General features: G+C 66.4%; 25 protein-coding genes. 12 read left to right on the forward strand and 13 right to left on the reverse strand.

What is annotated here, in order from left to right; translation table 11 throughout:
* Positions 1–50 precede the first annotated feature (50 nt).
* Positions 51–962: a 5-dehydro-4-deoxyglucarate dehydratase gene (gene kdgD, locus RCF34_RS07990; RefSeq protein ID WP_308707707.1), complete on the forward strand. Its 912-nt coding sequence runs from the start codon at positions 51–53 to the stop codon at positions 960–962.
* Between the two features lie 269 nt (positions 963–1,231).
* On the forward strand, positions 1,232–2,239 hold the full coding sequence (locus RCF34_RS07995; protein WP_308707708.1) for an alginate lyase family protein: 1,008 nt from the start codon (positions 1,232–1,234) through the stop codon (positions 2,237–2,239).
* Between the two features lie 11 nt (positions 2,240–2,250).
* On the opposite strand, the gene RCF34_RS08000 is transcribed toward RCF34_RS07995, so the two are convergent.
* The 4 genes from RCF34_RS08000 to gatC all read right to left on the reverse strand — a co-directional run bounded on the left by RCF34_RS08000 (position 2,251) and on the right by gatC (position 5,948).
* Positions 2,251–2,649: a septal ring lytic transglycosylase RlpA family protein gene (locus RCF34_RS08000; protein ID WP_308707709.1), complete on the reverse strand. Its 399-nt coding sequence runs from the start codon at positions 2,647–2,649 to the stop codon at positions 2,251–2,253.
* Between the two features lie 88 nt (positions 2,650–2,737).
* Positions 2,738–4,186, reverse strand: a complete 1,449-nt coding sequence (gene gatB, locus RCF34_RS08005) for an Asp-tRNA(Asn)/Glu-tRNA(Gln) amidotransferase subunit GatB (protein WP_308707710.1) — start codon at positions 4,184–4,186, stop codon at positions 2,738–2,740.
* A gap of 14 nt (positions 4,187–4,200) precedes the next feature.
* Positions 4,201–5,652, reverse strand: coding sequence for an Asp-tRNA(Asn)/Glu-tRNA(Gln) amidotransferase subunit GatA (gene gatA, locus RCF34_RS08010; RefSeq protein ID WP_308707711.1), 1,452 nt, complete (start codon positions 5,650–5,652; stop codon positions 4,201–4,203).
* Positions 5,653–5,660: 8 nt separating this feature from the next.
* Entirely contained in the window at positions 5,661–5,948 is a 288-nt protein-coding gene (gene gatC / locus RCF34_RS08015; protein ID WP_133859854.1) for an Asp-tRNA(Asn)/Glu-tRNA(Gln) amidotransferase subunit GatC, read from the reverse strand.
* Positions 5,949–6,180: 232 nt separating this feature from the next.
* On the opposite strand from gatC, the gene mreB reads away from it, so the two are divergent.
* The 8 genes from mreB to tldD all read left to right on the forward strand — a co-directional run bounded on the left by mreB (position 6,181) and on the right by tldD (position 17,494).
* Positions 6,181–7,218 carry a rod shape-determining protein MreB gene (gene mreB, locus RCF34_RS08020; protein ID WP_133859853.1) on the forward strand — a complete coding sequence of 346 codons (1,038 nt, stop codon included), beginning with the start codon at positions 6,181–6,183 and terminating at the stop codon, positions 7,216–7,218.
* A 126-nt stretch (positions 7,219–7,344) separates the two neighbouring features.
* Positions 7,345–8,520: a rod shape-determining protein MreC gene (gene mreC / locus RCF34_RS08025; protein ID WP_374941177.1), complete on the forward strand. Its 1,176-nt coding sequence runs from the start codon at positions 7,345–7,347 to the stop codon at positions 8,518–8,520.
* The gene (gene mreD, locus RCF34_RS08030) at positions 8,520–9,008 is read left to right on the forward strand and encodes a rod shape-determining protein MreD (RefSeq protein ID WP_308707712.1); all 489 of its coding nucleotides are present in this window, start codon (positions 8,520–8,522) and stop codon (positions 9,006–9,008) included. The genes mreC and mreD overlap by 1 nt, the downstream gene beginning before the upstream one ends.
* 63 nt (positions 9,009–9,071) lie before the next feature.
* The gene (locus tag RCF34_RS08035; protein WP_308707713.1) at positions 9,072–9,680 is read left to right on the forward strand and encodes a nucleoside triphosphate pyrophosphatase; all 609 of its coding nucleotides are present in this window, start codon (positions 9,072–9,074) and stop codon (positions 9,678–9,680) included.
* Between the two features lie 55 nt (positions 9,681–9,735).
* Complete coding sequence (gene rng / locus RCF34_RS08040) at positions 9,736–11,190, forward strand: ribonuclease G (protein WP_308707714.1); 1,455 nt, start codon at positions 9,736–9,738, stop codon at positions 11,188–11,190.
* 12 nt (positions 11,191–11,202) lie between these two features.
* Complete coding sequence (locus RCF34_RS08045) at positions 11,203–15,039, forward strand: YhdP family protein (RefSeq protein ID WP_308707715.1); 3,837 nt, start codon at positions 11,203–11,205, stop codon at positions 15,037–15,039.
* Positions 15,040–15,097: 58 nt separating this feature from the next.
* Positions 15,098–15,937, forward strand: a complete 840-nt coding sequence (locus tag RCF34_RS08050) for a carbon-nitrogen hydrolase family protein (protein WP_308707716.1) — start codon at positions 15,098–15,100, stop codon at positions 15,935–15,937.
* Between the two features lie 111 nt (positions 15,938–16,048).
* Complete coding sequence (gene tldD, locus RCF34_RS08055) at positions 16,049–17,494, forward strand: metalloprotease TldD (protein ID WP_308707717.1); 1,446 nt, start codon at positions 16,049–16,051, stop codon at positions 17,492–17,494.
* A 35-nt stretch (positions 17,495–17,529) separates the two neighbouring features.
* Here the strand turns inward: tldD and yjgA are convergent, their stop codons facing one another.
* A complete protein-coding gene (gene yjgA / locus RCF34_RS08060) occupies positions 17,530–18,054 on the reverse strand; it encodes a ribosome biogenesis factor YjgA (protein ID WP_133859845.1) in 525 nt (174 codons plus the stop codon).
* A gap of 92 nt (positions 18,055–18,146) precedes the next feature.
* On the opposite strand from yjgA, the gene pmbA reads away from it, so the two are divergent.
* Positions 18,147–19,496, forward strand: a complete 1,350-nt coding sequence (gene pmbA, locus RCF34_RS08065) for a metalloprotease PmbA (protein ID WP_308707718.1) — start codon at positions 18,147–18,149, stop codon at positions 19,494–19,496.
* Between the two features lie 223 nt (positions 19,497–19,719).
* Positions 19,720–20,334, forward strand: coding sequence for a superoxide dismutase (locus tag RCF34_RS08070; protein ID WP_308707719.1), 615 nt, complete (start codon positions 19,720–19,722; stop codon positions 20,332–20,334).
* A gap of 78 nt (positions 20,335–20,412) precedes the next feature.
* Here the strand turns inward: RCF34_RS08070 and RCF34_RS08075 are convergent, their stop codons facing one another.
* From RCF34_RS08075 to lptC, 8 genes are all read right to left on the reverse strand, one after another.
* Positions 20,413–20,685 (reverse strand): HPr family phosphocarrier protein, encoded by a 273-nt coding sequence (locus RCF34_RS08075; RefSeq protein ID WP_133859842.1) that lies wholly within the window; start codon positions 20,683–20,685, stop codon positions 20,413–20,415.
* Positions 20,686–20,716: 31 nt separating this feature from the next.
* A complete protein-coding gene (gene rapZ / locus RCF34_RS08080) occupies positions 20,717–21,571 on the reverse strand; it encodes an RNase adapter RapZ (RefSeq protein WP_308707720.1) in 855 nt (284 codons plus the stop codon).
* 1 nt (position 21,572) lies between these two features.
* The gene (gene ptsN / locus RCF34_RS08085) at positions 21,573–22,037 is read right to left on the reverse strand and encodes a PTS IIA-like nitrogen regulatory protein PtsN (RefSeq protein WP_007159520.1); all 465 of its coding nucleotides are present in this window, start codon (positions 22,035–22,037) and stop codon (positions 21,573–21,575) included.
* Between the two features lie 18 nt (positions 22,038–22,055).
* Entirely contained in the window at positions 22,056–22,364 is a 309-nt protein-coding gene (hpf, locus tag RCF34_RS08090) for a ribosome hibernation-promoting factor, HPF/YfiA family (protein ID WP_007159519.1), read from the reverse strand.
* Positions 22,365–22,455: 91 nt separating this feature from the next.
* Positions 22,456–23,955 carry an RNA polymerase factor sigma-54 gene (locus RCF34_RS08095; RefSeq protein ID WP_308707721.1) on the reverse strand — a complete coding sequence of 500 codons (1,500 nt, stop codon included), beginning with the start codon at positions 23,953–23,955 and terminating at the stop codon, positions 22,456–22,458.
* Between the two features lie 102 nt (positions 23,956–24,057).
* Positions 24,058–24,786: an LPS export ABC transporter ATP-binding protein gene (gene lptB, locus RCF34_RS08100; RefSeq protein ID WP_017640054.1), complete on the reverse strand. Its 729-nt coding sequence runs from the start codon at positions 24,784–24,786 to the stop codon at positions 24,058–24,060.
* Entirely contained in the window at positions 24,783–25,325 is a 543-nt protein-coding gene (lptA, locus tag RCF34_RS08105; protein WP_308707722.1) for a lipopolysaccharide transport periplasmic protein LptA, read from the reverse strand. The genes lptB and lptA overlap by 4 nt, the downstream gene beginning before the upstream one ends.
* Entirely contained in the window at positions 25,312–25,884 is a 573-nt protein-coding gene (gene lptC, locus RCF34_RS08110) for an LPS export ABC transporter periplasmic protein LptC (protein ID WP_007159515.1), read from the reverse strand. The genes lptA and lptC overlap by 14 nt, the downstream gene beginning before the upstream one ends.
* Positions 25,885–25,920: the final 36 nt, after the last annotated feature.

The raw sequence follows: 25,920 nt of genomic DNA on the forward strand, positions 1-25,920 counted from the left end.
AGGTGGCGGACCTGCCGCACCTCAGTCCAACCTATGCCGAGGCACTCAAGATGACTCCACAAGAACTCAAACACGTCCTCTCTTCCGGTCTGCTGTCCTTCCCGCTGACCGACTTCGATGCCAACGGCGACTTCCGCCCCGACACCTATGCCAAGCGCCTGGAGTGGCTGGCCCCCTACGGCGCGACCGCGCTGTTCGCCGCCGGCGGCACCGGTGAATTCTTCTCGCTGGAAGCCAGCGAATACAGCGGCATCATCAAGACCGCGGTGGACACCTGCCAGGGCAGCGTGCCGATCCTCGCCGGTGTCGGTGGCTCCACCCGCCAGGCCATCGCCTATGCCCAGGAAGCCGAGCGTCTGGGCGCCAAGGGCCTGCTGCTGCTGCCGCACTACCTGACCGAAGCCAGCCAGGACGGCGTGGCCGCCCATGTCGAAGCCGTCTGCAAGTCGGTCAAGATCGGCGTGGTGGTCTACAACCGCAACGTCTGCCGCCTGCAGCCCCATCACCTGGAGCAACTGGCCGAGCGCTGCCCGAATCTCATCGGCTACAAGGACGGCCTGGGCGACATCGAACTGATGGTCGCCATCCGCCGTCGCCTGGGCGATCGCTTCAGCTACCTGGGCGGCCTGCCCACCGCCGAAGTCTATGCCGCCGCCTACAAGGCGCTGGGCGTGCCGGTCTATTCCTCGGCCGTGTTCAACTTCGTTCCCAAGACCGCCGTGCAGTTCTATGAAGCCATCGCCCGTGACGATCACGAGACGGTCGGCAAGCTGATCGACGACTTCTTCCTGCCGTACCTGGAGATCCGCAACCGTTGCGCCGGCTATGCCGTCAGCATCGTCAAGGCGGGTGCCAAGATCGCCGGCTACGACGCCGGTCCCGTGCGCACCCCGCTGACCGATCTCAAGCGGGACGAGTACGAGCAGCTGGCCGCGCTGATGGACAAGCTCGGTCCGCAGTAAGGTCTGCTACCCGGGAGGTGCTCCGGCATCTCTCCTTCCGTTGCACAACCCGCGGCCAGTCGCTTGGTCGTGGGCTTTTTTTTGCCCGCTCGCCGGGGTTGGCAGACCTTCGGCAGCACGCGGCGGGAGGCGACCGGCTTAAGCTATCGCCAAGGAACGGATGCGAGGCTGGAAAGCTCCGGCAAGCCTGAGCACGCAGCCGGGCAGGGTGGCGCTCCAGTCCTGTCCTGAGCAACCTTTCGCTGGAGGTCCCCGCCCTGAGCGCCGCCTTGCTGTACCTTGCCCTGGCCGCAGCGCCGGGACACACGACCTGCCTGGCGGCAAGACCGCCCTCGGCCGCGGCGCTGGCGCAGGCGGTCGATCATCCTCCAGCAGGCTGGCCCCCGGCGCTGCCGGTCATCCACACCGCAGGGACCCTGCCGCATACCGGCATCCACGACCAGTCCGCCGCGGCGGTACGGGACTTCGGCTACATGCTCGATCTGGCGCTGGCCTGGCGGGATAGCCGCGATGCCGCGGTGCTGGCGCGCCTGGCCAGCTATCTCGATGCCTGGCTGCCGCGGTATCGGCCCAGCTTCCAGCCCATCGACGAAACCAGCCTGGGCAGTCTCATCGTCGCCTATCGGCTGACCGCGGCGGACCTGCCGCTGGCCACGGCCCGGCGCTCCCGTGCCTTCATCGAGACCCTGGCCGAGGGTTATCTGCAGCAGATGGAGGCGCATCGCGGGGATACCCACGGGATCTGGAGCGACAACTGGCAGAGTCACAGGATCAAGCTGGCGACCCTGGCCGCCGGTGCGCTGGATGATCCGGCGCTGTTCGCCCGGGCGCGGGCGACCTTCGTGGCGCAGCTGTCGGTCAACCTCAAGCCCGATGGCGAGGTGCTGGACTTCGGCGAGCGCGATGCCCTGCACTATGTCGTCTACGACCTCGAGCCCCTGGTGCTGGCGGCGGCGGTGGCCCAGGGGCGCGGCGAGGACTGGTTGCACTTGCCGGGCGCTGAAGGCCAGACCCTGGCCAGGGCGCTCGACTGGCTGCTGCCCTATGCCCTAGGCCAGCACAGCCATGAGGAATTCCGCAAGACCAGGGTGCGCTTCGATCTCCAGCGCGCCGAGGCCGGACTGCCCGGCTATGCGGGTCCCTGGGATCCCCAGGGCGCCAGAAACCTGTATTGGCCGGCCAGTCTGCTCGACCCGCGCTATGCGTCCGTCGCCCGACAGCTCGCTGCGACACCGTCCCGGATGCTGTGGGCCTATGCCCCGGCCTGTCAGGGCTAGTCCCGGCGATCTCAGTCCAGGCTGCGAATGCTGACCCGGGAGGTGCCGTCGGCCACCATGTCGAGCCGATCGGCCGCACTGCGCGACAGGTCGATCACCCGGCGGCGGACCGTCGGGCCGCGATCGTTGATGCGGACCACCACGCTGCGGCCGTTGGCCAGGTTGGTAACCTGGACGCGGGTGCCGAAGGGCAGGGTGCGGTGGGCGGCGGTCAGGGCGCCAGGGTCGTATTTTTCGCCGCTGGCGGTGCGGCGACCGGCGTGCCACTTGGAGTAGAAGGACGCCACGCCGTTGTCCTGATAGTCATGGGCAGCGCTGGAGGACAGCGTGGGCGGGAAGCTTTCCTGACTGGCGCAACCGGCGAACAGCAGGACCAGCGACAGCAGTCCGGCACGGTGGATCCGATGCATCTCGATGCCTCCTGGCAAAACGACCGCAGCAGCTTAAGGGCTCGGACCGGCGCTGTCAGCCCCGGTCCGTAACCCCGTGCGACCGCCGTCAGCCTTCCAGTTTCTGCTTGAGCAGCTGGTTGACCTGGCCAGGGTTGGCCTTGCCCTTGGAGGCCTTCATCGCCTGGCCGACGAAGAAGCCGAACATCTTGCCGCGCTTGGCTTCGTCGCTGGCGCGGTATTGCTCGACCTGGGCGGCGTTGGCGGCCAGGACCTCGTCCAGCATGGCCTCGATGGCACCGCTGTCGGTGACCTGCTTGAGGCCCTTGGCTTCGATGATAGCATCGGCGCTCGCGCCTTCGCCGGCGGCCAGCGCCTCGAACACCATCTTGGCGATCTTGCCGGAGATGGTGGCGTCCTTGATGCGCAGGATCAGGCCGCCCAGCTGGGCCGCGCTCACCGGCGCCTGGGCGATGTCCAGGTCCTGCTTGTTGAGCAGGCTCGACAGTTCGCCCATCACCCAGTTGGCGGCCAGCTTGGCATCGCCGCTCACCTGCTGGACTTCCTCGAAGTAGTCGGCCAGTTCGCGGCTGGCCGACAGCACGCTGGCGTCATAGACCGACAGGCCATACTCGCTCTGGAAGCGATCGCGCTTCCCGGTCGGCAGCTCCGGCAGCTGGCTGCGCACCTCGGCCAGGAAGGCCGGCTCGATCACCACCGGCAAGAGGTCGGGACAAGGGAAGTAGCGGTAGTCGTTGGCTTCTTCCTTGCTCCGCATGGAGCGGGTCTCGTCCTTGTTGGGATCGTACAGGCGGGTTTCCTGCACGACCTTGCCACCGTCCTCGAGGAGTTCGATCTGGCGCTGAACCTCGTGGTTGATGGCCTTCTCGATGAAGCGGAAGGAGTTGACGTTCTTGATCTCGGCGCGGGTACCGAAGGCCTCCTGGCCCTTGGGGCGCACCGAGACGTTGCAGTCGCAACGCAGCGAACCCTCGGCCATGTTGCCGTCGCAGATGCCCAGGTAGCGCACCAGGGCATGGATGGCCTTGACGTAGGCCACGGCTTCCTTCGCGCTGCGGATGTCCGGCTCGGAGACGATCTCCAGCAACGGCGTGCCGGCGCGGTTCAGGTCGATGCCGCTCATGCCGTGGAAGTCTTCGTGCAGGCTCTTGCCGGCGTCTTCTTCTAGGTGCGCGCGGGTGATGCCGATGCGCTTGACGGTGCCGTCTTCCAGGGTGATGTCCAGGTGCCCCTTGCCGACGATGGGATGATCCATCTGGCTGGTCTGGTAGCCCTTGGGCAAGTCCGGGTAGAAGTAGTTCTTGCGCGCGAAGACGTTGCGCTCGGCGATCTCGGCATCGATGGCCAGGCCGAACTTGCAGGCCATGCGCACGGCCTCGGCGTTGAGCACCGGCAGGGTGCCGGGCATGCCGAGGTCGACCAGGCTGGCGTGGGCATTGGGCTCGGCGCCGAAGCTTACGGCGCTGCCGGAGAAGATCTTCGATTGGGTGCTGAGCTGAGCGTGGATCTCAAGCCCGATCACGGTTTCCCATTGCATGTCTCTATCCTTCCTCAGAAGCCGCTCGGCGCCTGGCGATGCCAGTCGCTGACCTGCTGGTACTGGTGGGCGACGTTGAGCAGACGGCCTTCCTGGAAATAGTTGCCGAGCAGTTGCACGCCCACCGGCAGGCCGTCGACGAAGCCGGCCGGCATCGACAGGCCCGGAATGCCGGCGAGGTTGGCGGCGATGGTGTAGAGGTCTTCGAGGTAGGCGGAGACCGGGTCGTTGCTCTTCTCGCCGAGTTTCCAGGCCAGGTTCGGCGTGGTCGGGCCGAGGATGACGTCGACCTCGGCGAAGGCCGCGACGAAGTCGTTCTTGATCAGCCGGCGGATGCGCTGGGCCTTGAGGTAGTAGGCGTCGTAATAACCGGCCGACAGGGCATAGGTACCGACCATGATGCGGCGCTTCACCTCGGCGCCGAAGCCTTCGCCACGGGATCTCTTGTAGAGATCTTCCAGATTGACCGGATTCTCGCAGCGATAGCCGAAGCGCACGCCGTCGAAGCGTGACAGGTTGGAGCTGGCTTCAGCTGGGGCGATGACGTAGTAGGCCGGAATCGCGTGCTGCAGGGTGGGCAGGGAGATGTCCTTGACGGTGGCGCCGAGCTTCTTGAGCGCCTCGACCACGGCCAGCACCTTCTCGCCGATGCGGGCATCCAGGCCGGCACCGAAGTATTCCCGCGGCAGGCCGATGCGCAGGCCGCTCAGCGGCCGCTGCAGGGCGGCCTGGTAGTCGTCCACCGGCTGGTCGACGCTGGTGGAGTCCCTGGGGTCGAAACCGGCCATGGCCTGCAGCAGCAGGGCGCAATCCTCGGCGGTACGCGCCAGCGGGCCACCCTGGTCGAGGCTGGAAGCGTAGGCGATCATGCCCCAGCGCGAGACGCGGCCGTAGGTGGGCTTGATGCCGGTGAGGTTGGTCAGGGCCGCCGGCTGGCGAATCGAGCCGCCGGTGTCGGTGCCGGTGGCGGCCGGCAGCAGGCGCGCGGCCACGGCCGCGGCGGAGCCACCGGAAGAGCCGCCGGGTACGCGGGTGAGGTCCCAGGGATTCTTCACCGGGCCATAGTGGCTGGACTCGTTGGCCGAGCCCATGGCGAATTCGTCCATGTTCAGCTTGCCGAGGGAGACGGCGCCAGCCGCGGCCAGCTTCTCCACCACGGTGGCGTCATAGGGCGCCTCGAAGCCGGTGAGGATCTTCGAGCCGCAGCTGGTCAGCACCCCCTGGGTGCAGAACAGGTCCTTGTGGGCGAGGGGCGCACCGAGCAGGGCGCCGCTCTCGCCGGCGGCGCGCCGGGCGTCGGCGGCCCGCGCCTGGGTCAGCGCCTGGTCGGCGGTCACGGTGATGAAGCTGTTGAGTCGCGGGTCGAGCTGCTCGATCCGCTGCAGCAGGCCGCGGGTCAGTTCCTCGGCGGAAAAATCCTTGGCGGCCAGGGCGGCAGCGATTTCGGTCAGGGTCAGCTGATGCATGTCGTGTCTCACTCGATCACCTTGGGAACCAGGTACAGGCCGGCTTCCACGGCCGGGGCGATGGCCTGGTAGGCCTCGCGCCGGTCGCCTTCGGTGGCCTGGTCGGGTCGCAGGCGCTGGGTGGCTTCCAGCGGATGAGCGAGGGGGGCGATACCCGTGGTATCCACGGCCTGCATCTGGTCGACGAGACCGAGGATGTCGTTGAGGGTGGCGGTGGTAGCGGCGAGATCCGCTTCATCGAGACCCAGACGGGCCAGGTGAGCGATCTTTTCGACGTCGGTGCGTTCGAGCGCCATCGGCTTCTCCAAGCAGGAAGGCGGCGTGACCCGGTTGGCTGCCGCGTATGCTGGAGACGGGCTGGGCGGGTCGGGCGCCGCGTTGAACAGGGGCTTAACGGCCCGGAAAAGCTCTCAATCTAGCATATCGGCGCCTTGCCCTAAATCCCTGCGATTGTTAGAGTCTGCCGCACTTTTTTACCCGCACGTTTGTCCTGTCGCGTGCCTGCTTGTCACCGCCTAGGGTCACCTCATGTTCAAGAAATTGCGTGGCATGTTCTCCAGCGATCTGTCGATCGACCTGGGAACCGCCAACACCCTGATTTATGTCCGCGAGCGTGGCATCGTGCTCAACGAGCCGTCGGTCGTCGCCATCCGTACCCATGGCAACCAGAAGAGCGTCGTCGCCGTCGGTACCGACGCCAAGCGCATGCTCGGTCGGACGCCGGGCAACATCGCCGCCATCCGCCCGATGAAGGACGGCGTCATCGCCGACTTCAGCGTCTGCGAGAAGATGTTGCAATATTTCATCAACAAGGTGCACGAGAACAGCTTCCTGCAGCCCAGTCCGCGGGTGCTGATCTGCGTGCCCTGCAAGTCGACCCAGGTCGAGCGCCGCGCCATCCGCGAATCCGCGCTGGGCGCGGGTGCCCGCGAGGTGTTCCTGATCGAGGAGCCGATGGCCGCGGCCATCGGCGCCGGTCTGCCGGTCGAGGAAGCCCATGGTTCCATGGTCGTCGACATCGGCGGCGGCACCACCGAGATCGCCCTGATCTCGCTGAACGGCGTGGTCTATGCCGAATCCGTCCGCGTCGGCGGCGATCGCTTCGACGAAGCCATCGTCACCTACGTGCGCCGCAACTACGGCAGCCTGATCGGCGAATCCACCGCCGAGCGCATCAAGCAGGAAATCGGCACCGCCTACCCGGGCGGCGAGGTCCGCGAGATCGACGTCCGTGGCCGCAACCTGGCCGAAGGCGTACCGCGCAGCTTCACCCTCAATTCCACCGAGGTGCTCGAAGCCATGCAGGAATCCCTGGCGACCATCGTCCAGGCGGTCAAGAGCTGCCTGGAGCAGTCGCCGCCGGAGCTGGCCTCCGACATCGCCGAGCGCGGCCTGGTGCTGACCGGTGGTGGCGCCCTGCTGCGTGACCTGGACAAGCTGCTGTCGCTGGAGACCGGGCTGCCGGTGATCGTCGCCGAAGACCCGCTGACCTGCGTGGCCCGTGGCGGCGGCAAGGCGCTGGACATGATGGATCGCCACGCCATGGACCTGCTGTCCACCGAATAAGGCAGTTCCAGGCTACAGGCCCCGCTCCGGCCGCCCCTGGCGGCCGGAGCGCCGGGCGCGTTCTGCGAGGAACTCACCATCAAGCCGATTTTCAGCAAAAGCCCGGCGCTGGGCATTCGTCTGCTGATCCTGGCCGCCCTTTCGGTGGGTGTCATGGTCACCGACGCGCGCTTCGACTACCTGAAACCGGTACGCAGCGAACTGGCGCTGGTCCTCTCGCCCCTCTATGAGGTGGCGGGCTTGCCCCTGCGCGCCTGGGAAGGCGTCAGCGACCAGTTTTCCAGCCGAACCGAACTGATGGCGGAAAACGAGCGGCTCAAGGCCGAGCAACTGCTGTTGCAGCGCCGCCTGCAGAAGCTCGCCGCCCTCACCGAACAGAACGTGCGCCTGCGCGAGCTGCTCAATTCCGCCGCCCTGGTGGACGACAAGGTGCTGGTCGGCGAACTGATCGGCGTCGACCCCAATCCCTATACCCATCGCATCATCATCGACAAGGGCGCGAAGGATGGCGTCTTCGTCGGCCAGCCGGTGCTCGACGCCAGCGGCCTGATGGGCCAAGTGGTGGAGGTGATGCCCTATTCGGCGCGGGTGCTGCTGCTCACCGACGTGACCCACAGCATTCCGGTGCAGGTCAATCGCAACGGCCTGCGTGCCATCGCCGTCGGCACCGGCAATCCCGAGCGGCTGGAATTGCGCTATGTGGCCGACACCGCCGACATCAAGGAAGGCGACCTGCTGGTGAGCTCCGGCCTGGGCCAGCGCTTCCCCGCAGGCTATCCGGTGGCCACCGTGTCCAAGGTGATCCACGACTCGGGGCAACCCTTCGCCGTGGTGCGCGCCATCCCCACCGCCAAGCTCAATCGCAGTCGCTACATGCTGCTGGTGTTCAGCGATACCCGCACGCCCGAGCAGCGCGCCAACGACGCCGCCGAAGCCCAGGAGGCCGCCGATCGCCATGCGGCCCAGCGCCCGGCGGCCCCGGCGAATCCACCGGCGGCCGGCGCCTCGGTTGCGCAGCCGGCGGCCGCCAACGCCACGCCGGCGCCCGCTGCCAACACCGGCAGCCGCACCGCGGCCCCGGCCAAGCCACCAGCGGGCCAGGGCAGCACCTCGGCCCATCCCGCCACGCCGACCAAGCCGCCCGCGAACGCGAGTGGCAACGCGGCTCATCCGGCGACGCCGGCCAAGCCGCCGGCGCCGGGCGTGACCGCCACGCCCGGCCATCCAGCAGCTAACGCTACCCAACCGCAGCGCCGGGTCCAGCAACCGGCGCCGGAACTGCCCGACGAGGGTGATCGTTGATGGCGCTGCGCATCGGCCACAACGGGTGGGTGATCTGGCTCACCCTGTTGGTCGGGTTGCTGCTGTCCGTCGTGCCCATGCCCGAATTCATGGAGATCGGCCGGCCGCTGTGGCTGGCGATGTTGCTGACCTTCTGGACCCTGACCCTGCCGCACCGCGTCGGCCTGTTCACCGCCTGGACGATGGGCATCGCCGAGGACGTGCTCTACGGCAGCCTACTCGGCCAGACCGCCCTGGTGCTGAGCCTGGTGGTCTTTCTCGTGCGGTCCCTGGCGCAGCGGCTGCGGGCCTTTCCCATCTGGCAGCAGAGCTTCGTGTTGCTGGTGGTCTATGGCATCGCCCAGCTGCTGGCGCTGTGGCTCAACGCCCTGGCCGGCAGCCGGCCACCGACCCTGGTGTTTCTCACCCCCTCGCTGGTCAGCGCGCTACTCTGGCCGTGGATCTATCTGCTGCTCCGCGGGCTGCGCCTCAGATTCGGCGTCAACTAAGCTGGTTTCACCTGCGGCAGGCTGGCATGCTCCCGTCATCCCCCTGCCGTCTGGTTGTTGTCGATGTCCCAGCTCTACCTCGCCTCCGCTTCGCCCCGCCGTGCCGAACTGCTCGAACAGATCGGCGTGGGCTTCCAGAAGGTCGCTGCAACGGTGGACGAAACCCCGCATCCGGGGGAAGCCGCAGACGCCTATGTCGAACGCCTGGCGCGGGCCAAGGCGGCCATGGGCCGGCAGGTGCTGACCGGTGCCTCCGCCGGCTGCGTGCTGGGCGCCGATACCTGCGTGGTGCTCGATGACCGGTTGCTCGGCAAACCCCGGGATCGCGCCGACGCCCTGGCCATGCTCGCCGCCCTCAGCGGGCGCCGGCACCGGGTGGTGACCGGCGTCGCCGTCGCCGATGACGAGCGCTGCCTGAGTCGCGTGGTGTCCGCCGAGGTGGAATTCCGCCCCCTGGCGCCCGGCGAAGCCGAACGCTACTGGGACACCGGCGAGCCGGCCGACAAGGCCGGCAGCTATGCCATTCAGGGCGCTGGTGCGGTCTTCGTGCGCAGCCTGCACGGCAGTTACAGCGCCGTGGTAGGGCTGCCGTTGTGCGAGACCGCGGAACTGCTGAGCGCTTTCGCCATCCCTTGTTGGCGGTCTGTCGGACGGCCGACCACCCCATCCTGAGGCGCCTGGCGCCGCGGTCCCCTTTCTGCCCTTCCACGTCGTCCAAGAGTCCTCCATGAGCGAAGAGATCCTCATCAACATCACTCCCATGGAGTCCCGTGTCGCCGTCGTGGAAAACGGTGTGCTGCAGGAGGTGCACGTCGAGCGCACCCTGAGACGCGGCATCGTCGGCAACATCTATCGCGGGCGGGTGGTGCGGGTGCTGCCGGGCATGCAGGCGGCCTTCATCGACATCGGCCTGACCCGCGCCGCCTTCATCCATGCCGCCGAGATCTCCCAGCGGGAAGGTGCGGCGGTGGAAAGCATCAACGCGCTGGTGCGCGAGGGCCAGACGCTGGTGGTGCAGGTCACCAAGGATCCCATCGGCACCAAGGGCGCCCGGCTCACCACCCACCTGTCGATCCCCTCGCGCTACCTGGTCTACATGCCGCGCACCTCCCACGTCGGCATCTCGCTGAAGATCGAGGACGAAGCCGAGCGCGAGCGACTCAAGGCGATCATGGCGCGCTGCGTGGAGAGCGAAGGCATCGAGCACGAGGGCGGCTTCATCCTGCGCACCGCCGCGGAGGCGGCGCGCGAAGAAGACATCCTCGCCGACATCCGCTACCTGCGGCGGCTCTGGCAGCAGATCTCCGGCAACCTCCAGGGGCCGACGCCGGTGCCCATCTACGAAGACCTGACCCTGGCCCTGCGTGCCCTGCGCGATCTGGTCGGGCCGCGCACGGAAAAGATCCGTGTCGACAGCCGCGAGAATTTTCAGCGCATCGGCCAGTTCGTCGAAGAGCTGATGCCCGAGGTGGCGGCGCGGCTGGAGCACTATCCGGGCGAACGGCCGATCTTCGATCTCTATGGCGTGGAAGACGAGATCCAGAAGGCCCTGGAGCGCAAGGTGCTGCTCAAGTCCGGTGGCTATCTGGTGATCGACCCCACCGAGGCGATGACTACCATCGACGTCAACACCGGCGCCTTCGTCGGCCATCGCAATCTGGAAGAGACCATCTTCAAGACCAATCTGGAGGCGGCCACCGCCATCGCCCGCCAGCTGCGGCTGCGCAATCTCGGCGGCATCATCATCATCGACTTCATCGACATGGAAGACGAAGAGCACCAGCGCCAGGTGATCCGCACCCTGGAAAAGCAGCTCGAACGCGACCATGCCAAGACCAACATCATCGGCATCACCGAGCTGGGCCTGCTGCAGATGACCCGCAAGCGCACCCGCGAGAGCCTGTCCCAGGTGCTCTGCGAGCCCTGCGCCAACTGCCAGGGGCGCGGCATCCTGCGCACCGCGGAGACCATCTGCTACGAGATCTTCCGCGAGATCCTGCGCGAGGCGCGGGCCTACCAGGCCAATTCCTATCTGGTGCTGGCCAACCAGAAGGTGGTGGATCGGCTGCTGGACGAGGAATCGGGCAACGTCGCCGATCTCGAGGCCTTCATCGGCCGTACCGTCAAGTTCCAGGTCGAGACCATGTATTCCCAGGAGCAGTACGATGTCGTGCTGCTCTAGGTCCGCGTCTTGATGTCCCTGCTCAAACGCGGCGCGCTGGGTCTGACGCTGCTGGTGCTCGTCCTGGTGACGCTCTACCTCGGCCTGGGGCGGTTGCTCATGCCCTGGGTCGGCGAATATCGCAACGAGGTCGAGTCGCGCGCCGCGGCGGCGCTCGGCGAACCGGTGCGCCTGGGCCGGCTCGAAGGGCGCTGGGCCCGCTGGAATCCGGTGCTGATCCTGCGCGACCTGTCCCTGGGCCGGGGCGAGGGCATGGTGCAGCTGGATCATCTCCAGGTGGTACCGGATGTCTTCGGCAGCCTCTGGCATCGTCAGCTGCGACTCAAGTCCGTGCAGGTCGATGGCGTCCATCTGGTCCTGCAGGAAGACGTCCAAGGGCACTGGCAACTACGCGGCCTGCCGCCCCGGGCACCGGATGCCAAGCCCTTCGATCCAGGTCCGCTGCTCGATGGCCTGGCGCGTCTGGGCCATGCCAGTCTGCTGGACAGCCAGCTCAGCCTGATTCCCCAGCAGGGTTCGCCGGTGACCCTGAGGTATGCCGAGGCCAGTCTGTCTCGGCAGCTCAGTGGTGCCCTGGAACTGGCGACCCGTTTCCGGCTGCCCGATGGCGGCACGGTCGCGGCGCACTTCAAGGCCACGCCACGGCCCGAGGACTGGCGCGCCAGTGGGCTGGAAGGCTACGTCAGCCTGCCCGCCAGCGACTGGTCCCGCTGGGTGCCGGGCACCCTTATTCGACAATGGCAGTTGCATCGCGCCCAGGCGGAAGGCGAGCTCTGGTTCGCCTGGGCCGAAGGGCGGTTGCAGCGTTCCCATCTGCGCCTGAAGGCGGATGAGCTGACGCTTGCCTATGCCGATCATCCCCCTGTACGCCTGCAGGCCCTGGCCCTGGACGCCGACCAGCAGGCTGGCGACGCCGGCCAGTACAGCGGAGCACTGGCGCTCAAGGCCCAGCTCGACGGCAAGCCGCTGGAGGCCCGCTATGGCCTGGGCTACGACAGCACCGCCCAGCACCTGCAGGTGCGTGGCGACCGGCTTGACCTCAGGCAGGCCGCCCGGCTGGCGCGGGATCTGGTGCCGCTGCCGGCACCCGTCGCCCAGGCGCTCCAGGCCCTGGCGCCCCATGGCCAGCTGCGCAATCTCAACGCCGATTTCTATCCTCAGAAGCCACTGCGCGAGCGGCTCTCCTATGTGGCCAACCTGGAGCGGGTGGGCTTCGCCGCCTATCGTGGCGCCCCGGCGGCCGAGGGCGTCACCGGCAGCCTGAGTGGCAGCCTGGGCGGCGGCGAATTGTGCCTGGATACCACCGACTTCATGCTGCACCTGAGCGATCTCTTCCCCGAACCCTGGCGCTATCGCACCGCCAGGGCGCGGCTGACCTGGAGTCTCGACGACCAGCGCTTCACCCTGGGCAGTGCCCTGATGCAGGTCACCGGGCCGGAAGGGGCCGCCAGTGGCGACATGCATATCCAGCTCGGCCTGCATCCCGAGGTGGACAGCTACATGGACCTGCGCGTCGGCCTCAAGGATGGCGACGCCAGCTACACCCGCAAGTACCTGCCGACCAAACTGCCGCCCACGGATTTCAGCCCGGAGCTGGCCCAGTGGCTGACCACCGCCATCGTCGGCGGCCGCATCGACGAGGGCATCTACCAGTACCAGGGCTCGCTGCGCCACGGCTCGCCAGCGCACTCGCGCACCATGAGTCTGTTCTTCCGGGTGCACGACGCCCAACTGGCCTATCAGCCCGGCTGGCCCGTCCTGCGCGAGGCGCGCGGCGATGTCTTCATCGAAAGCGACGGGGTCAAGGTGCAGGTTCCCGAAGGGCGCATCCTCGACACCCGGGTCAGGGAGGTCGAGGCGCACATCCCGCTGCTGCACGATGGCAGCGCGCCGCACCTGCGGCTCAGCGCGCGGCTCGACAGCAGCGTGCGCGATGGCCTGAAGATCCTCCAGGAAACGCCGCTGCCGACCGCCAAGGTGTTCGCCGGCTGGAAGGGCGAGGGCGCGCTCGCCAACAGCAGCCTGAATCTGGACATCCCCCTGGCCAAGGGGCAGCCGCCGGTGGTGGTGGTCGAACTGACACCGGACAAGGCGCGCCTGGAACTGGCCGATCCCTCGCTGACCCTCACCGACCTGCGCGGCAGCTTCCGCTACGACACCCGCAGCGGCCTCAGCGCCCCCGACATCCAGGCGCGGGTCTTCGACCAGCCCATCCGCGGTCAGGCCCTGGCCGAGGGTAAACCCGACGATCCGCGCACCCGGCTGGTGGTGGATGGCCGGGTCGACGTCGACCAGCTGGCGCGTTGGCTGGGCAGCGCAGGACGACCCCTCCCGGCGCGCGGCCTGCTCGGCTATCGCCTCGGCCTGACCCTGGCCGAGCACAGCGAACTGGCGGTCACTTCGGATCTGCGCGGGGTGACCATCGATCTGCCGGCGCCTTTCGGCAAGAACGCCGACGAAGCGCGTGACGGCTTCTTCAGCCTGGCGCTCAACGATGGCGAGCGGCGGGTGGAGGCGACCTACAAGGGCCTCGCCGATGCCGTGCTGATGTTCGACGCCAAGGCCATCGCCAAGGGCCGCGGCGAGATCGTGCTGGGCGGCGGCACCGCCAATCTGCCCGCGGCCGCAGGCTACGACCTGCGGGGCCAACTGGCGGAGTTCGATCTGGCGGCCTGGCAGGATGTCTATCAGCGCTATGGCAAGGCCAGTGCCGGTGGCAGTGGTAGCGCAGGGCAGGGCGGTGGCAATACCCCGGACATCTCCAGCCTCGGGCGGGGCGATCTCAGCTTCGGGCGCTTCCTGGCGTTCGGTCAGCAGATCGACAACCTGCGCCTCACCTATGAACCCCAGGGCACTGCCTGGCAACTCGGCCTGGCCAGTCAGACCATCGCCGGCCAGGTGCGCATCCCGCGCCAGACCGGCCAGCCGATCGACATCAACCTGCAGCACCTGCGCATCCCCCAGACGCCGGCGGATCCCTCGGTGGAAAGCGAGGCGCCCCGCCCCGATCCCCTGGCCGACGTCGATCCGCGCAGCCTACCGGCGCTGAATCTGGTCATCGATCGCCTGGAGCTGGGTGGCCGTCTGGTGGGGGCGCAGCGCCTGCAGCTTAGGCCTTCGCCCTCAGGCGCCAATTTCAACGCCCTGGATCTCGATTTGCGAGGCCTCAAGGTGCAGGGCGCCCTGCGCTGGGAAGGCGCGCCCGGAGCGACCCACAGCTACTACCAGGGTCGCCTTGCCGGCGGCAATATCGCCGATATCCTGCTGGGCTGGAATTTCGCCTCCAGCGTCACCAGTCGCGATTTTCGCCTGGATGCCCGGGTCGACTGGCCCGGCTCGCCAGCCTATGTCGCCCTGGCCCGCCTCAATGGCAGCCTCGATGCCCGCTTCAACGACGGCCAGTTGCGCCAGGTGGAAGGTACGGCCTCGGCCCTGCGCGTCTTCGGCCTGCTCAATTTCGAATCCATCCGCCGCCGCCTGCGGCTGGATTTCTCCGATCTGTTCGGCAAGGGCCTGAGCTACGACAGCATCACTGGCGTGCTCGACGCCCAGCAGGGTGCCTTCCGCACCCGCAAGCCCATCAGCCTCAGCGGGCCGGGTGCCGAGATGAGTCTGCAGGGCCTGCTGGACATGGCCAGCAACCGCGTCGACGCCAATCTCAAGGTCGGGCTGCCGGTCAGTAACTCCCTGCCGCTGGCCGCGCTGATCGCCGGGGCACCGGCCATCGGTGGCGCGCTGTTCATCGTCGATCGGCTGATCGGCGACCGCATCACCCGCATGGCCAGCATCAACTATCACATCGAAGGCCCCTGGCAGAATCCGACCATGACCACGGGCAAGCGCGATTGAGCATTGCCCTGCGGCCGCCCCGCTGCTTAGGATGGACGCTCCCTTCTGGAGTGCCTGCATGTCCATAGCCATCTTGCAGATGGTCAGCGGCCCCGCGGTGGCGGCCAATCTGCGCGCCGCCGGGCGGCTGCTCGAACGCGCTGCCGGAGCGGGCGCGCGCCTGGCGGTGCTGCCGGAAAACTTCGTCGCCATCGGCCATCCGGCGCCCGCCGAGCTGGCGCGGGCGGAGGCGCTCGGGCAGGGCGAGATCCTGCCCTGGCTGTCCAGCCGGGCGCGCGAACTGGGTCTCTGGCTGCTCGCCGGTACCCTGCCGCTGCTGCCCGACGGCGCCACCGAGGGCAAGCCCTGCGCCTGTTCGCTGCTATATGACGACCAGGGCCGCCGCGTCGCTCGCTACGACAAGCTGCACCTCTTCGATGCCGACGTCAGCGACAGCCAGGGCAGCTACCGCGAATCCGACCACTATGCCGCCGGCGAGACCCTCACGGTGGTGGACACTCCGGTCGGTCGCCTGGGCCTGAGCGTCTGCTACGACCTGCGCTTTCCCGAACTCTATGGCGCCCTGCGCGCCGCCGGAGCGGAGCTGATCAGCGCCCCCTCGGCCTTTACCGTGCCCACCGGCCAGGCCCACTGGGAGTTGCTGCTGCGCGCCCGCGCGGTGGAGACCCAGAGCTATCTGCTGGGCGCCGCCCAGGGCGGGGCCCATGCCAATGGCCGTAGCACCTGGGGTCACGCCATGGCGGTGGATCCCTGGGGCGAGGTGCTCGCCGTCCAGGCCAGCGGCGAGGCGGTGCTGCTCATCGAGCGCGATGCCGAGCGCCAGGGGGCGTTGCGGCAGCGGATGCCCATGACCCAGCACCGCCGCTTCCTGCCGGCGCGCCTGGCCGAACGGCAATGACGGCCATTGGTCTTTTGCATCAGGGTCCCGAGACTTCCACGAGTAGGCTAGAGGCCAGCTCGCGACCCTTTCATCGTTCCGACGCCCGCGGTGGCGTCGTCTGGAGTTTCCATGAGTGATTACCTGAATAGCGTCGGCTCGGCCCTGCTGGGCCCCGGCGGACTGGCGGTGGACGATCTGCAACCCGTGCTGCAGCGTCTGGCCGGTCCCGGCATCGACGCCGCCGACCTGTACTTCCAGAGCATCGTCTCCGAGTCCTGGCTGCTGGAGGACGGCATCGTCAAGGAAGGCGGCTTCCACCTCGACCAGGGTGTCGGGGTGAGGGCGCTGTCCGGCGAGAAGACCGGTTTCGCCTACAGCAACGCCATCACCGGCGAGGCCCTGGATCTGGCCGCCCAGGCGGCGCGTTCCATTTCCCGCAGCGGCGCCGAGGGCCAGGTCCAGGCGTTTCGCGCCGTGGAGCCGGTGCAGCGGCTCTATGGGCAGGACAATCCCCTCGAGGTACTGGATCGCGCCACCAAGGTCGCCTTCCTGAAGCAGCTGGACGAGGCGACCCGCGCCCTGGATCCGCGTATCCAGCAGGTCACCATCAGCCTGGCCGGGGTCTGGGAGCGCACCCTGGTGGCCGCCGTCGACGGTACCCTGGCAGCCGACGTACGCCCGCTGGTGCGCCTGGGCGTCAGTGTCATCGTCGAGCAGAACGGCCGCCGCGAGCGCGGCAACGGCGGCGGCGGCGGTCGCTGCGACTACCGCTATTTCCAGCGTGACGACCGTGCTCTGGGCTATGCCCGCGAAGCGGTACGCCAGGCGCTGGTCAATCTCGAAGCCACCGCGGCCCCGGCGGGCACCCTGCCGGTGGTGCTGGGCGCCGGCTGGTCCGGCGTGCTGCTGCACGAGGCGGTCGGCCATGGCCTGGAAGGCGACTTCAACCGCAAGGGCAGCTCCAACTACAGCGGCCAGGTCGGTCGCCAGGTGGCGTCCTCGCTGTGCACCATCGTCGACGACGGTACCCTGCCGGATCGCCGCGGCTCCCTGTCCATCGACGACGAGGGCACCCCCAGCGGCTACAACGTGCTGATCGAGAACGGCATCCTCAAGGGCTACATGCAGGACAAGCTCAACGCCCGGCTGATGGGCGTGGCGCCCACCGGCAATGGTCGGCGCGAATCCTATGCGCACCTGCCCATGCCGCGCATGACCAATACCTACATGCTGGCCGGCCAGAGCGATCCGGCCGAGATCATCGCCTCGGTGGAGAAGGGGATCTATTGCGCCAGCCTGGGCGGCGGTCAGGTGGACATCACCAGCGGCAAGTTCGTCTTCACCACCAACGAGGCCTATCTGATCGAGAACGGCAAGCTCGGTCGCCCGGTGAAGGGCGCCACCCTGATCGGCAACGGCCCCGAGGTCATGAACCGGGTGTCCATGGTCGGCAACGACCTGGCGCTGGATGCGGGGGTAGGGACCTGCGGCAAGGACGGCCAGTCACTGCCGGTGGGCGTGGGTCAGCCGACCCTGAAGATCGATGCCATCACCGTGGGCGGCACCGGCGCCTGATGCGGGCGCCGGACGTGGCCATCGCGGACAGAGACCTAGCGCAGACCGCGCTGGCTCTCGTCGAGGGTGCGGATGTACTTGAAGACCTTGCGCGCCGCCGCGGGTGGCTTGTTGTGCGCCGCCTCGTGCTGGGCATGCCGCACCAGACCGCGCAGGTGCTGGCGATCGGTCTCCGGATACAGCGCCACGAAGGCTTCCAGCGCCTGGTCGCCCTCGGCGATCAGACGGTCGCGCCAGCGCTCCAGGGCGTGGAAGCGCTCGTTGTACTGCCGCGTCGAGGTGTCCATCTGGTCGGCCAGCGCCAGGATGGCTTCCAGGTCCTGATCGCGCATCAGCTTGCCCAGGTACTGGACATGCCTTTTGCGCGCGATATGCGTCTTGTGCTTGGGCGCCTCGGCCAGGGCCTTGCGCAGCGGATCGGTCAGCGGCAGGCGGTCCAGCTGCTCGGCAGGCAGCCCGGCCAGGCGTTCGCCCAGATCCTGCAGCGCATGCAGCTCGCGCTTGACCTGCGTCTTGCTCTTTTCGCCCAGCGGCGCGTCGTCGTCGTAAGAATCAACCATGAACTATGGGGTCCAGCTAAGAATGGGCGCCATCATAACGAGTTGCCGCACGGTTGTCCGGCCTGGCCGGCGCCGTCCGTAAGGAGAACGTCATGAATCGCAACGCCGCCGTGGGTCCCGCTGCGCTCCCTGAATTGCGCGAACAGGTCGAGGCCATCCTGGCCGAGGCCCGGCGCCAGGGCGCCAGTGCCGGTGAAGTGGCCGTCTCGGTCGACCAGGGCCTGTCCACCTCGGTCCGCAAGGGGGAGGTGGAAACGGTTGAATTCAATCGCGACCAGGGTTTCGGCATCACCCTCTATGCCGGTCAGCGCAAGGGCTCGGCCAGCACCTCCGCCACCGGTCCCGAGGCGATCCGCGAAACCGTCGCCGCGGCCCTGGCCATTGCCAAGCACACCTCCGAGGATCCCTGCGCGGGCCTGGCCGACGCCGAGCTGATGGCGCGCGGCGAGCTGCCCGATCTCGACCTCTATCATCCCTGGGAGATCACCCCCGAGCAGGCCATCGAGCAGGCCCTGGCCTGCGAAGCGGCGGCCTATGCCGCCGACAGCCGCATCGGCAATGCCGACGGCACCACCCTCAATACCCATCAGGGCTGCCGGGTGTACGGCAACAGCCACGGCTTCGTCGGCGGCTATGCCAGCACCCGCCACAGCCTGAGCTGCGTGATGATCGCCGGCAGCGGCGACGCCATGCAGCGCGACTACTACTACGACGTCAACCGCATCGGCAGCGAGTTGATGAGCGCCGAGGAGATCGGGCGCCGCGCCGCCGAGCGCGCCGTGAGTCGTCTGGGCGCGCGGCCGGTACCCACCGCCAAGGTCCCGGTGCTCTTCTCCCCGGAAATGGCGGCCGGCCTGTTCGGTACCTTTCTCGCCGCCATTTCCGGCGGCAACCTCTATCGCAAGTCGTCCTTCCTCGAAGGCGCCCTGGGCCAGCAGGTGTTTCCCGACTGGCTGACTCTGGACGAGCGGCCGCACCTGCCGCGTGCCCTGGGCAGTGCCGCCTTCGACGGCGAAGGCCTGGCCACTTACGCCAAGCCCTTCGTCGAGAACGGCCAACTGGTGTCCTATGTGCTTGGCAGCTATTCCGCACGCAAGCTGGGGCTGCAGAGCACCGCCAACGCCGGCGGCGTGCACAACCTCCATGTCAGCCATGGCACGGCCGACCAGGCCGAGCTGATCCGGCAGATGGGCACGGGGTTCCTGGTCACGGAAATGATGGGGCAGGGCACCAATCTGGTCACCGGTGACTATTCCCGGGGCGCCGGCGGCTTCTGGATCGAGAATGGCGAGATCCAGTTTCCGGTCCAGGAGGTCACCATTGCCGGGCGGCTCGGCGACATGTTCCGCCAGATCCTGGCGGTGGGCAGCGACGTGGAGCGTCGCGGCAGTCTGCGCACCGGTTCGGTATTGATCGATGGCATGACCCTGGCGGGCAGCTAGAAAAGCGGTGGGAGCCGTCGCGATGAGGAAAATCCTGTCGAACGGGAGACAGCCCACCCCGTTACTCGTTAGTATCCTAGCAATGCACTAGGACATAGCCGTGCGGTCGAATCCGCTGATCGGACGGCCAAGGCTTCAGACGGTGCGCCGTGGCGCACCAGCCGTACACCCCATCGCCCAAGGGCGGTGGGTCCATACCAAAGCCACCATGGAGACAATCCGCATGCCGCATACTCTGCCTCAGCTGCCCTACGCCTACGACGCGCTGGAACCGCACGTCGATGCCCAGACCATGGAAATCCACCATACCAAGCACCACCAGACCTACATCAACAACCTGAACGCGGCGCTGGAAGGCACCGAGTTCGCCAACCTGTCCGCCGAAGACGTGGTTCGCCAGCTGGACAAGCTGCCCCAGGACAAGCGCGGCGCCGTACAGAACAACGGTGGCGGCCATGCCAACCACAGCCTGTTCTGGACCGTGATGGCCCCCAACGCCGGCGGCAAGCCCGAAGGCGCCCTGGCCGAAGCCATCGAGTCCCAGCTGGGCGGCTTCGACGCCTTCAAGGAAGCCTTCACCAAGGCTGCCCTGACTCGCTTCGGCAGCGGCTGGGCCTGGCTGAGTGTCACCCCCGAGAAGAAGCTGGTGGTCGAGAGCACCGGTAACCAAGACAGCCCGCTGATGACCGGCAACACCCCGGTCCTCGGCCTGGACGTCTGGGAGCATGCCTACTACCTGCGCTACCAGAACCGTCGTCCCGAGTACATCGGTGCCTTCTTCAACGTCATCAACTGGCCGGAAGTGTCCCGTCGCTACGAAGCGGCGTTGAACGCCTGAGTCGACGTGCAATAGAAAAAGCCGCCCTAGGGCGGCTTTTTTCATGGGGTGAGCGACGGGCCTGGTGACGGATACCGGTCACTCACCTTCGTCGAAGTAATTGTTGATCAGCTCGACCAGGGCGCGCATGGCCTCGTCGCTCTGTTCACCCTCGGTTTCCAGTTGCAGCACCGTGCCCTTGCCAGCGGCCAGCATCATGACCGCCATGATGCTCTTGCCATCCACTGGCGGCTCGCCGCTGCGGCCGACGCGAATGCTGGCAGGATAGCGGCCGGCCACGCCGACGAACTTGGCAGCCGCACGGGCGTGCAGGCCCAGCTTGTTGATGATGGTGATCTGTTGGGCAGGCATTGAGTCTGTCCTTGTCGAAACGAAACGGGCGTCAGAGATCGCGATGACGAATCTGGACGTTCTTGAGTAGGTCTTTGAGTTCGCGACCCAGGCGATCGGCCAGATAGACCGAACGGTGATGACCCCCGGTACAGCCAATGGCCACGGTCACATAGGACCTGTTGTTGGCGGCAAAACGCGGCAGCCACTTCACCAGGTAATCGCGGATGTCATTGTACAGGGTCTCTACCTCGGGCTGTTGCTCGAGATATTCGCGTACCGGGGCATCCAGTCCGGAAAAGTCGCGCAGGTCCGGTTTCCAGTAGGGATTGGGCAGGAAGCGCACATCGAACACCATGTCCGCGTCCACCGGCAGGCCCCGCTTGAAGCCGAAGGACTCCACCAGATAGGCGGTGCCGGGCTCGGGTGCGTTCAGCAGGCGCAACTTGAGGATGTCGCGTAGCTGATAGAGATTCAGGTGGGTGGTGTCGATCTTCAGGTCGGAGAGATCAGCGATGGGCGACAGCAGCACCTGCTCGTCGTGAATGGCCTCGGCCAGGGATCTTTCCTGGTTGGACAGCGGATGCCGGCGACGCGTCTCGGAAAAGCGCTTGAGCAGTGTCTGGTCATCGGCGTCCAGGTAGAGGACATCGCAGCGGATGTTGCGGCTGCGCACCTGTTCGAGCAATTCGGGAAAGCGTTGCAACTGACTGGGCAGGTTGCGTGCATCGATGGACAGGGCGACCTTGGGCTGGGGTCGCTCCATGTCGGTCAGGGCATGCTGGGCGAGATCGGGCAACAGACTGGCCGGCAGGTTGTCGATGCAATAGAAGCCATTGTCCTCAAGCACGTTGAGCGCCGTACTCTTGCCCGACCCGGAACGTCCGCTCACGATGATGAGGTGCATGTCAGTGTCCGCTCTGGGCCTCGACGACGATCTGATAGAGCGCCTGGCTGTCCTTGGCCTTGCGCAGCCGCTCGCGGATGTCGGCGCGATCCAGGATGCCGGCGATCTGGCGTAGCAAGGTGAGGTGCTGCTCGGTGGCGGCTTCCGGTACCAGCAGAACGAACACCAGGTCTACCGGAGCGCCGTCCAGGGAGTCGAAGTCCACCGGTTGCTGCAGGTGGAACAGCACGCACAGCGGTTGTTGCAGGCCTGCCAGGCGGCAGTGGGGAATGGCGATGCCATTGCCGAAACCGGTCGAACCCAGGCGCTCGCGCGCCATCAGGCATTCATGGATGTGCGCCGCGTCGTGGCCGGGCAGTTCCTGCGCGGCCAGCTCGGCGATGCGTTCCAGTACAGCGGCTTTACTGCCACCCGGCGCACCCGTCTGGGTGCGGCCGGGGGTCAGGATGTTTTCGAGTCTGATCATAAAGCGGCGATCGAAACCTCAGCGGACGCCGACGCCCTGCTGGCGTTCGATCGATTTTTCCTTGTGTTTAATCAGTTGGCGGTCGAGCTTGTCGGCCAGGAGATCGATGGCGGCATACATGTCGTCGTGCTCGGCATTGGCGACCACCGCGGCGCCGGCGACGTGCAGGGTGGCTTCGGCTTTCTGCTTGAGCTTGTCCACTTCTAGGATGACCTGGACGTTGGTAATACGGTCGAAGTGCCGTTCGAGGCGGGCGAGTTTCTCGCCGATGTAGTCACGCAGGGCTTCTGTCACTTCAAGCTGATGGCCACTGATGTTGACTTGCATACCGCTTCTCCTTATTGCCGGGCTGCGATCGGCGAAGCTGCTCGCCGACATGACAAGGATCGAACGAAGCACGGTCACACATCAGGACGCGTCAGATGAGACGCTTGCGTTCGCTGGACGGAGCGATACCCAGGGATTCCCGATACTTAGCCACCGTGCGACGAGCGACTTGTATACCTTGCGATTCCAGTAAACCAGCGATCTTGCTGTCACTCAACGGCTTTTTCGCGTTTTCCGCCGCCACCAATTTCTTGATGATCGCGCGGATCGCGGTGGAGGAGCATTCGCCCCCCTCGGCGGTGCTGACGTGGCTGGAGAAGAAATACTTGAGTTCGTAGATGCCACGCGGGGTATGCATGAACTTCTGGGTGGTCACCCGGGAGATGGTCGACTCGTGCATGCCCACCGCCTCGGCGATGTCATGCAGGACCAGCGGCTTCATCGCCTCTTCGCCGTATTCGAGAAAACCGCGCTGGTGCTCGACGATCTGGGTCGCCACCTTCATCAGGGTCTCGTTGCGGCTCTGCAGGCTCTTGATGAACCAGCGCGCTTCCTGCAGCTGGTTGCGCATGTAGGTGTTGTCGGCGCTGCTGTCGGCACGCTTGACGAAGCCGGCGTATTGGGGATTGACCCGCAGGCGCGGCACGGCTTCCTGATTGAGCTCCACCAGCCAGCGCTCGTTGTGCTTGCGGACGATGACGTCCGGTACCACGTATTCGGCTTCGCCGGATTCGATCTGCGAGCCGGGACGCGGATGCAGGGTCTGGATCAGTTCGATGACGGGCTTGAGCTCGTCTTCCTTGATCTTCATGCGCCGCATCAGCTGCGCATAGTCGCGGCTGCCGAGCAGATCGAGGTAGTCGCTGACCAAGCGCCTGGCCTCGCCGAGGAGGGGGAGATTGGCCGGTAGCTGGGCCAGCTGGATCAGCAGGCATTCGCGCAGGTTGCGAGCGGCGACACCGGCCGGCTCGAATTGCTGGACGCGTCTGAGGACCACCTCGACTTCATCGAGATCGACTTCCAGCTCGGGATCCAGCGAAGCATGGATGTCTTCGAGGCTTTCCTGCAGATAGCCGTCGGTATCGATGCCGTCAATGATCGCCACGGCGATCAGGCGATCGAGATCCGACATGGGCGCCAGGTTGAGCTGCCAGAGCAGGTGAGTCTGCAGGCTCTCGCCCGCCGAGGTGCGGGTGGTGAAATCCCACTCGTCGTCGTCATTGCTGGGCAGGCTGCTGGCGCTGGTCTGGTAGATGTCTTCCCAGGCGGTATCGACCGGCAGCTCGCTGTCGCTGGGGATACGCTCGCTCCATTCGGAGTCGTCGGCCATCTCGTTGACGGCGACCGAGGTTTCCTTGAAGGTGGTTTCCATGTTGCCCGCGCCCGAGCTCTCATCGCCTTCGCTCGAGGCTTCGCTCTGGTCGAAGTCTTCACCTTCTTCCTGGCGTTCCAGCATCGGATTGGATTCCAGGGCTTCCTGGATTTCCTGCTGCAAGTCGAGCGTCGAGAGCTGAAGCAGACGTATGGCTTGTTGCAGCTGCGGCGTCATCGTCAGCTGCTGGCCCATCTTGAGGACTAGCGATGGTTTCATGGCTGCGGAAATACACCTTGTCTACCGACGCGAACAGCGCCACCGAACCTCGCGAACCCTGCGAGCGTTAGCAAATTATATGCCTTGTTTCCCCGGGTTTGCCTAGAGGCGGAATTCGTGGCCCAGATAGACTTCCTTGACCAGGTCGTTGGCGAGGACTTCCTCGGCGGTACCCTCGGCGATGAGCTGGCCGTCGTTGACGATATAGGCCGTTTCGCAGATGGTCAGGGTTTCCCGGACATTGTGGTCGGTGATGAGCACACCGATACCCTTGGCCTTGAGGTGGCGAATGATCTGCTTGATGTCGCCCACCGAGATGGGGTCCACGCCGGCGAAGGGTTCGTCCAGCAGGATGAACTTGGGTGCGGTGGCCAGAGCGCGAGCGATCTCGACGCGGCGTCTTTCACCACCCGACAGGCTCATGCCGCGGTTGTCGCGGATATGGGTGATGTGGAATTCCTGCAGGAGGCTTTCGAGCTCGCGCAGGCGACCGGCCTTGTCCAGATCCTTGCGGGTCTCCAGGATACCGAGGATGTTGTCGGCCACGGTCAGCTTGCGAAAGATCGAGGCTTCCTGCGGCAGGTAGCCGATCCCGGCGCGGGCCCGGCCATGCATGGGCAGGGCGGTGACATCCTGATCGTCGATCAGCACGCGACCCTGATCGGCCTTGACCAGGCCGACGATCATGTAGAAACAGGTGGTCTTGCCAGCGCCGTTCGGGCCGAGCAGGCCGACGATCTGACCACTGTCGATGCTGACGCTGACGTCGCGAACGACCTGACGACCCTTGTAGCTCTTGGCCAGATGCTGGGCTTTGAGCGTGACCGTCATTGTCCCTGCCCCGGCTGCTGCTGATCCTTGGGTTGGATGACCATGTCGATCCGCGGCCGTGGCGTGGTGACCTTGCTGCCGTTGGCGCGCCCGGCGTTGACGATCTGGCGCTGGGTGTCGTAGACGATCTTCTCGCCTTCGAAGGTGTTGCCCTGTTGGACCACCTTGGCCTGATCGATCAGGATGATGCGATTTTCCTGGGCGAAATACTGGATCGTCAGACCATAGGCCTTGACGATGTCCTTGTCGGCCGAGGGCTTCTGCTCGTAGTAGGCCGGTTTGCCCACTGCGGTGGCGACCTTGATGTTGCCCTGGTTGTCCTGGGTCAAGGTCACGGTGTTGCCGGTGATCTTCATGCTGCCCTGGGTAATGACCACGTCTCCGCGGTACACGGCCACGCCCTGCTTGTCGTCGAGCTCGGCGCTGTCGGCCTGCACGCGGATCGGCTGGGTGCGATCGGTCGGCAGGGCCCAAGCCGCGGCGCTGCCAAAAGTGGCGCCGAGGGTGAACAGGAAGGGGAGGGTTTTAACGAACCTCATGCTGGCCTCTTACGTTGGACAGCAGGAGCATTCTGCCGTCTTCTAGATACGCTTTCATGCCATTGGCCGTGGTCACCCCATTGGCGGCCTCGATTCTAACGGCTTGCTCGGTTTGCGCATATTGTTTGTCAGGAAAGACGGTCATGCGGGTGGTGGTCAACACCACCGGGCGGCCTTTTTCGTCGGTACGCTCGACGCGCACGTCATCGATCAGCTCCGCCTGACTGCCACCGGGGGCGACCTCGGCACGGGCACTGCGAATGTGCCAGGGATAGTCGGTACCGCGAAAGGCCAGCATGTCGGGCCGGGTCACCAGGGTGACGTCGGTCGCCTTGACGTGTTCGCTGCGCTCGGCCTTGAGTTCGTACTGGATCTTGCCGTCCAGGCGATACTGGATCGTCCGGGTATTGAGGGCATAGCCGTCGATGGCGCTGTCTTGCGGGGTCGACGACGCCGGAGCATCGACGAAGCGCTGCGGCAGGATGTTCCAGTAGCCGATCGCGATGAGCGCGGCGGCGATCAGGACCAACAGCACGGGGCGGCGCAAGCTGCGAAACATGAGGGTACCTGTGGTGGGCCGCACCAGTGGGCGGCG

Source organism: Pseudomonas sp. 102515, assembly GCF_031085165.1.
Taxonomy (GTDB): Bacteria; Pseudomonadota; Gammaproteobacteria; order Pseudomonadales; family Pseudomonadaceae; genus Chryseomonas.

Bases quoted from the DNA above. Each gene is read 5' to 3' on its own strand.
- lptA (WP_308707722.1), bottom strand. From the start codon at position 25,325: ATGAGGTTCGTTAAAACCCTCCCCTTCCTGTTCACCCTCGGCGCCACT.
- RCF34_RS08045 (WP_308707715.1), top strand. From the start codon at position 11,203: ATGTCCCTGCTCAAACGCGGCGCGCTGGGTCTGACGCTGCTGGTGCTC.
- RCF34_RS08035 (WP_308707713.1), top strand. From the start codon at position 9,072: ATGTCCCAGCTCTACCTCGCCTCCGCTTCGCCCCGCCGTGCCGAACTG.
- rng (WP_308707714.1), top strand. From the start codon at position 9,736: ATGAGCGAAGAGATCCTCATCAACATCACTCCCATGGAGTCCCGTGTC.
- lptC (WP_007159515.1), bottom strand. From the start codon at position 25,884: ATGTTTCGCAGCTTGCGCCGCCCCGTGCTGTTGGTCCTGATCGCCGCC.
- RCF34_RS08070 (WP_308707719.1), top strand. From the start codon at position 19,720: ATGCCGCATACTCTGCCTCAGCTGCCCTACGCCTACGACGCGCTGGAA.
- RCF34_RS08095 (WP_308707721.1), bottom strand. From the start codon at position 23,955: ATGAAACCATCGCTAGTCCTCAAGATGGGCCAGCAGCTGACGATGACG.
- rapZ (WP_308707720.1), bottom strand. From the start codon at position 21,571: ATGCACCTCATCATCGTGAGCGGACGTTCCGGGTCGGGCAAGAGTACG.
- RCF34_RS08075 (WP_133859842.1), bottom strand. From the start codon at position 20,685: ATGCCTGCCCAACAGATCACCATCATCAACAAGCTGGGCCTGCACGCC.
- hpf (WP_007159519.1), bottom strand. From the start codon at position 22,364: ATGCAAGTCAACATCAGTGGCCATCAGCTTGAAGTGACAGAAGCCCTG.
- yjgA (WP_133859845.1), bottom strand. From the start codon at position 18,054: ATGGTTGATTCTTACGACGACGACGCGCCGCTGGGCGAAAAGAGCAAG.
- ptsN (WP_007159520.1), bottom strand. From the start codon at position 22,037: ATGATCAGACTCGAAAACATCCTGACCCCCGGCCGCACCCAGACGGGT.
- gatC (WP_133859854.1), bottom strand. From the start codon at position 5,948: ATGGCGCTCGAACGCACCGACGTCGAAAAGATCGCTCACCTGGCCCGT.
- pmbA (WP_308707718.1), top strand. From the start codon at position 18,147: ATGAATCGCAACGCCGCCGTGGGTCCCGCTGCGCTCCCTGAATTGCGC.
- mreD (WP_308707712.1), top strand. From the start codon at position 8,520: ATGGCGCTGCGCATCGGCCACAACGGGTGGGTGATCTGGCTCACCCTG.
- kdgD (WP_308707707.1), top strand. From the start codon at position 51: ATGACTCCACAAGAACTCAAACACGTCCTCTCTTCCGGTCTGCTGTCC.
- RCF34_RS08000 (WP_308707709.1), bottom strand. From the start codon at position 2,649: ATGCATCGGATCCACCGTGCCGGACTGCTGTCGCTGGTCCTGCTGTTC.
- RCF34_RS08050 (WP_308707716.1), top strand. From the start codon at position 15,098: ATGTCCATAGCCATCTTGCAGATGGTCAGCGGCCCCGCGGTGGCGGCC.
- lptB (WP_017640054.1), bottom strand. From the start codon at position 24,786: ATGACGGTCACGCTCAAAGCCCAGCATCTGGCCAAGAGCTACAAGGGT.
- tldD (WP_308707717.1), top strand. From the start codon at position 16,049: ATGAGTGATTACCTGAATAGCGTCGGCTCGGCCCTGCTGGGCCCCGGC.
- mreB (WP_133859853.1), top strand. From the start codon at position 6,181: ATGTTCAAGAAATTGCGTGGCATGTTCTCCAGCGATCTGTCGATCGAC.
- gatA (WP_308707711.1), bottom strand. From the start codon at position 5,652: ATGCATCAGCTGACCCTGACCGAAATCGCTGCCGCCCTGGCCGCCAAG.
- gatB (WP_308707710.1), bottom strand. From the start codon at position 4,186: ATGCAATGGGAAACCGTGATCGGGCTTGAGATCCACGCTCAGCTCAGC.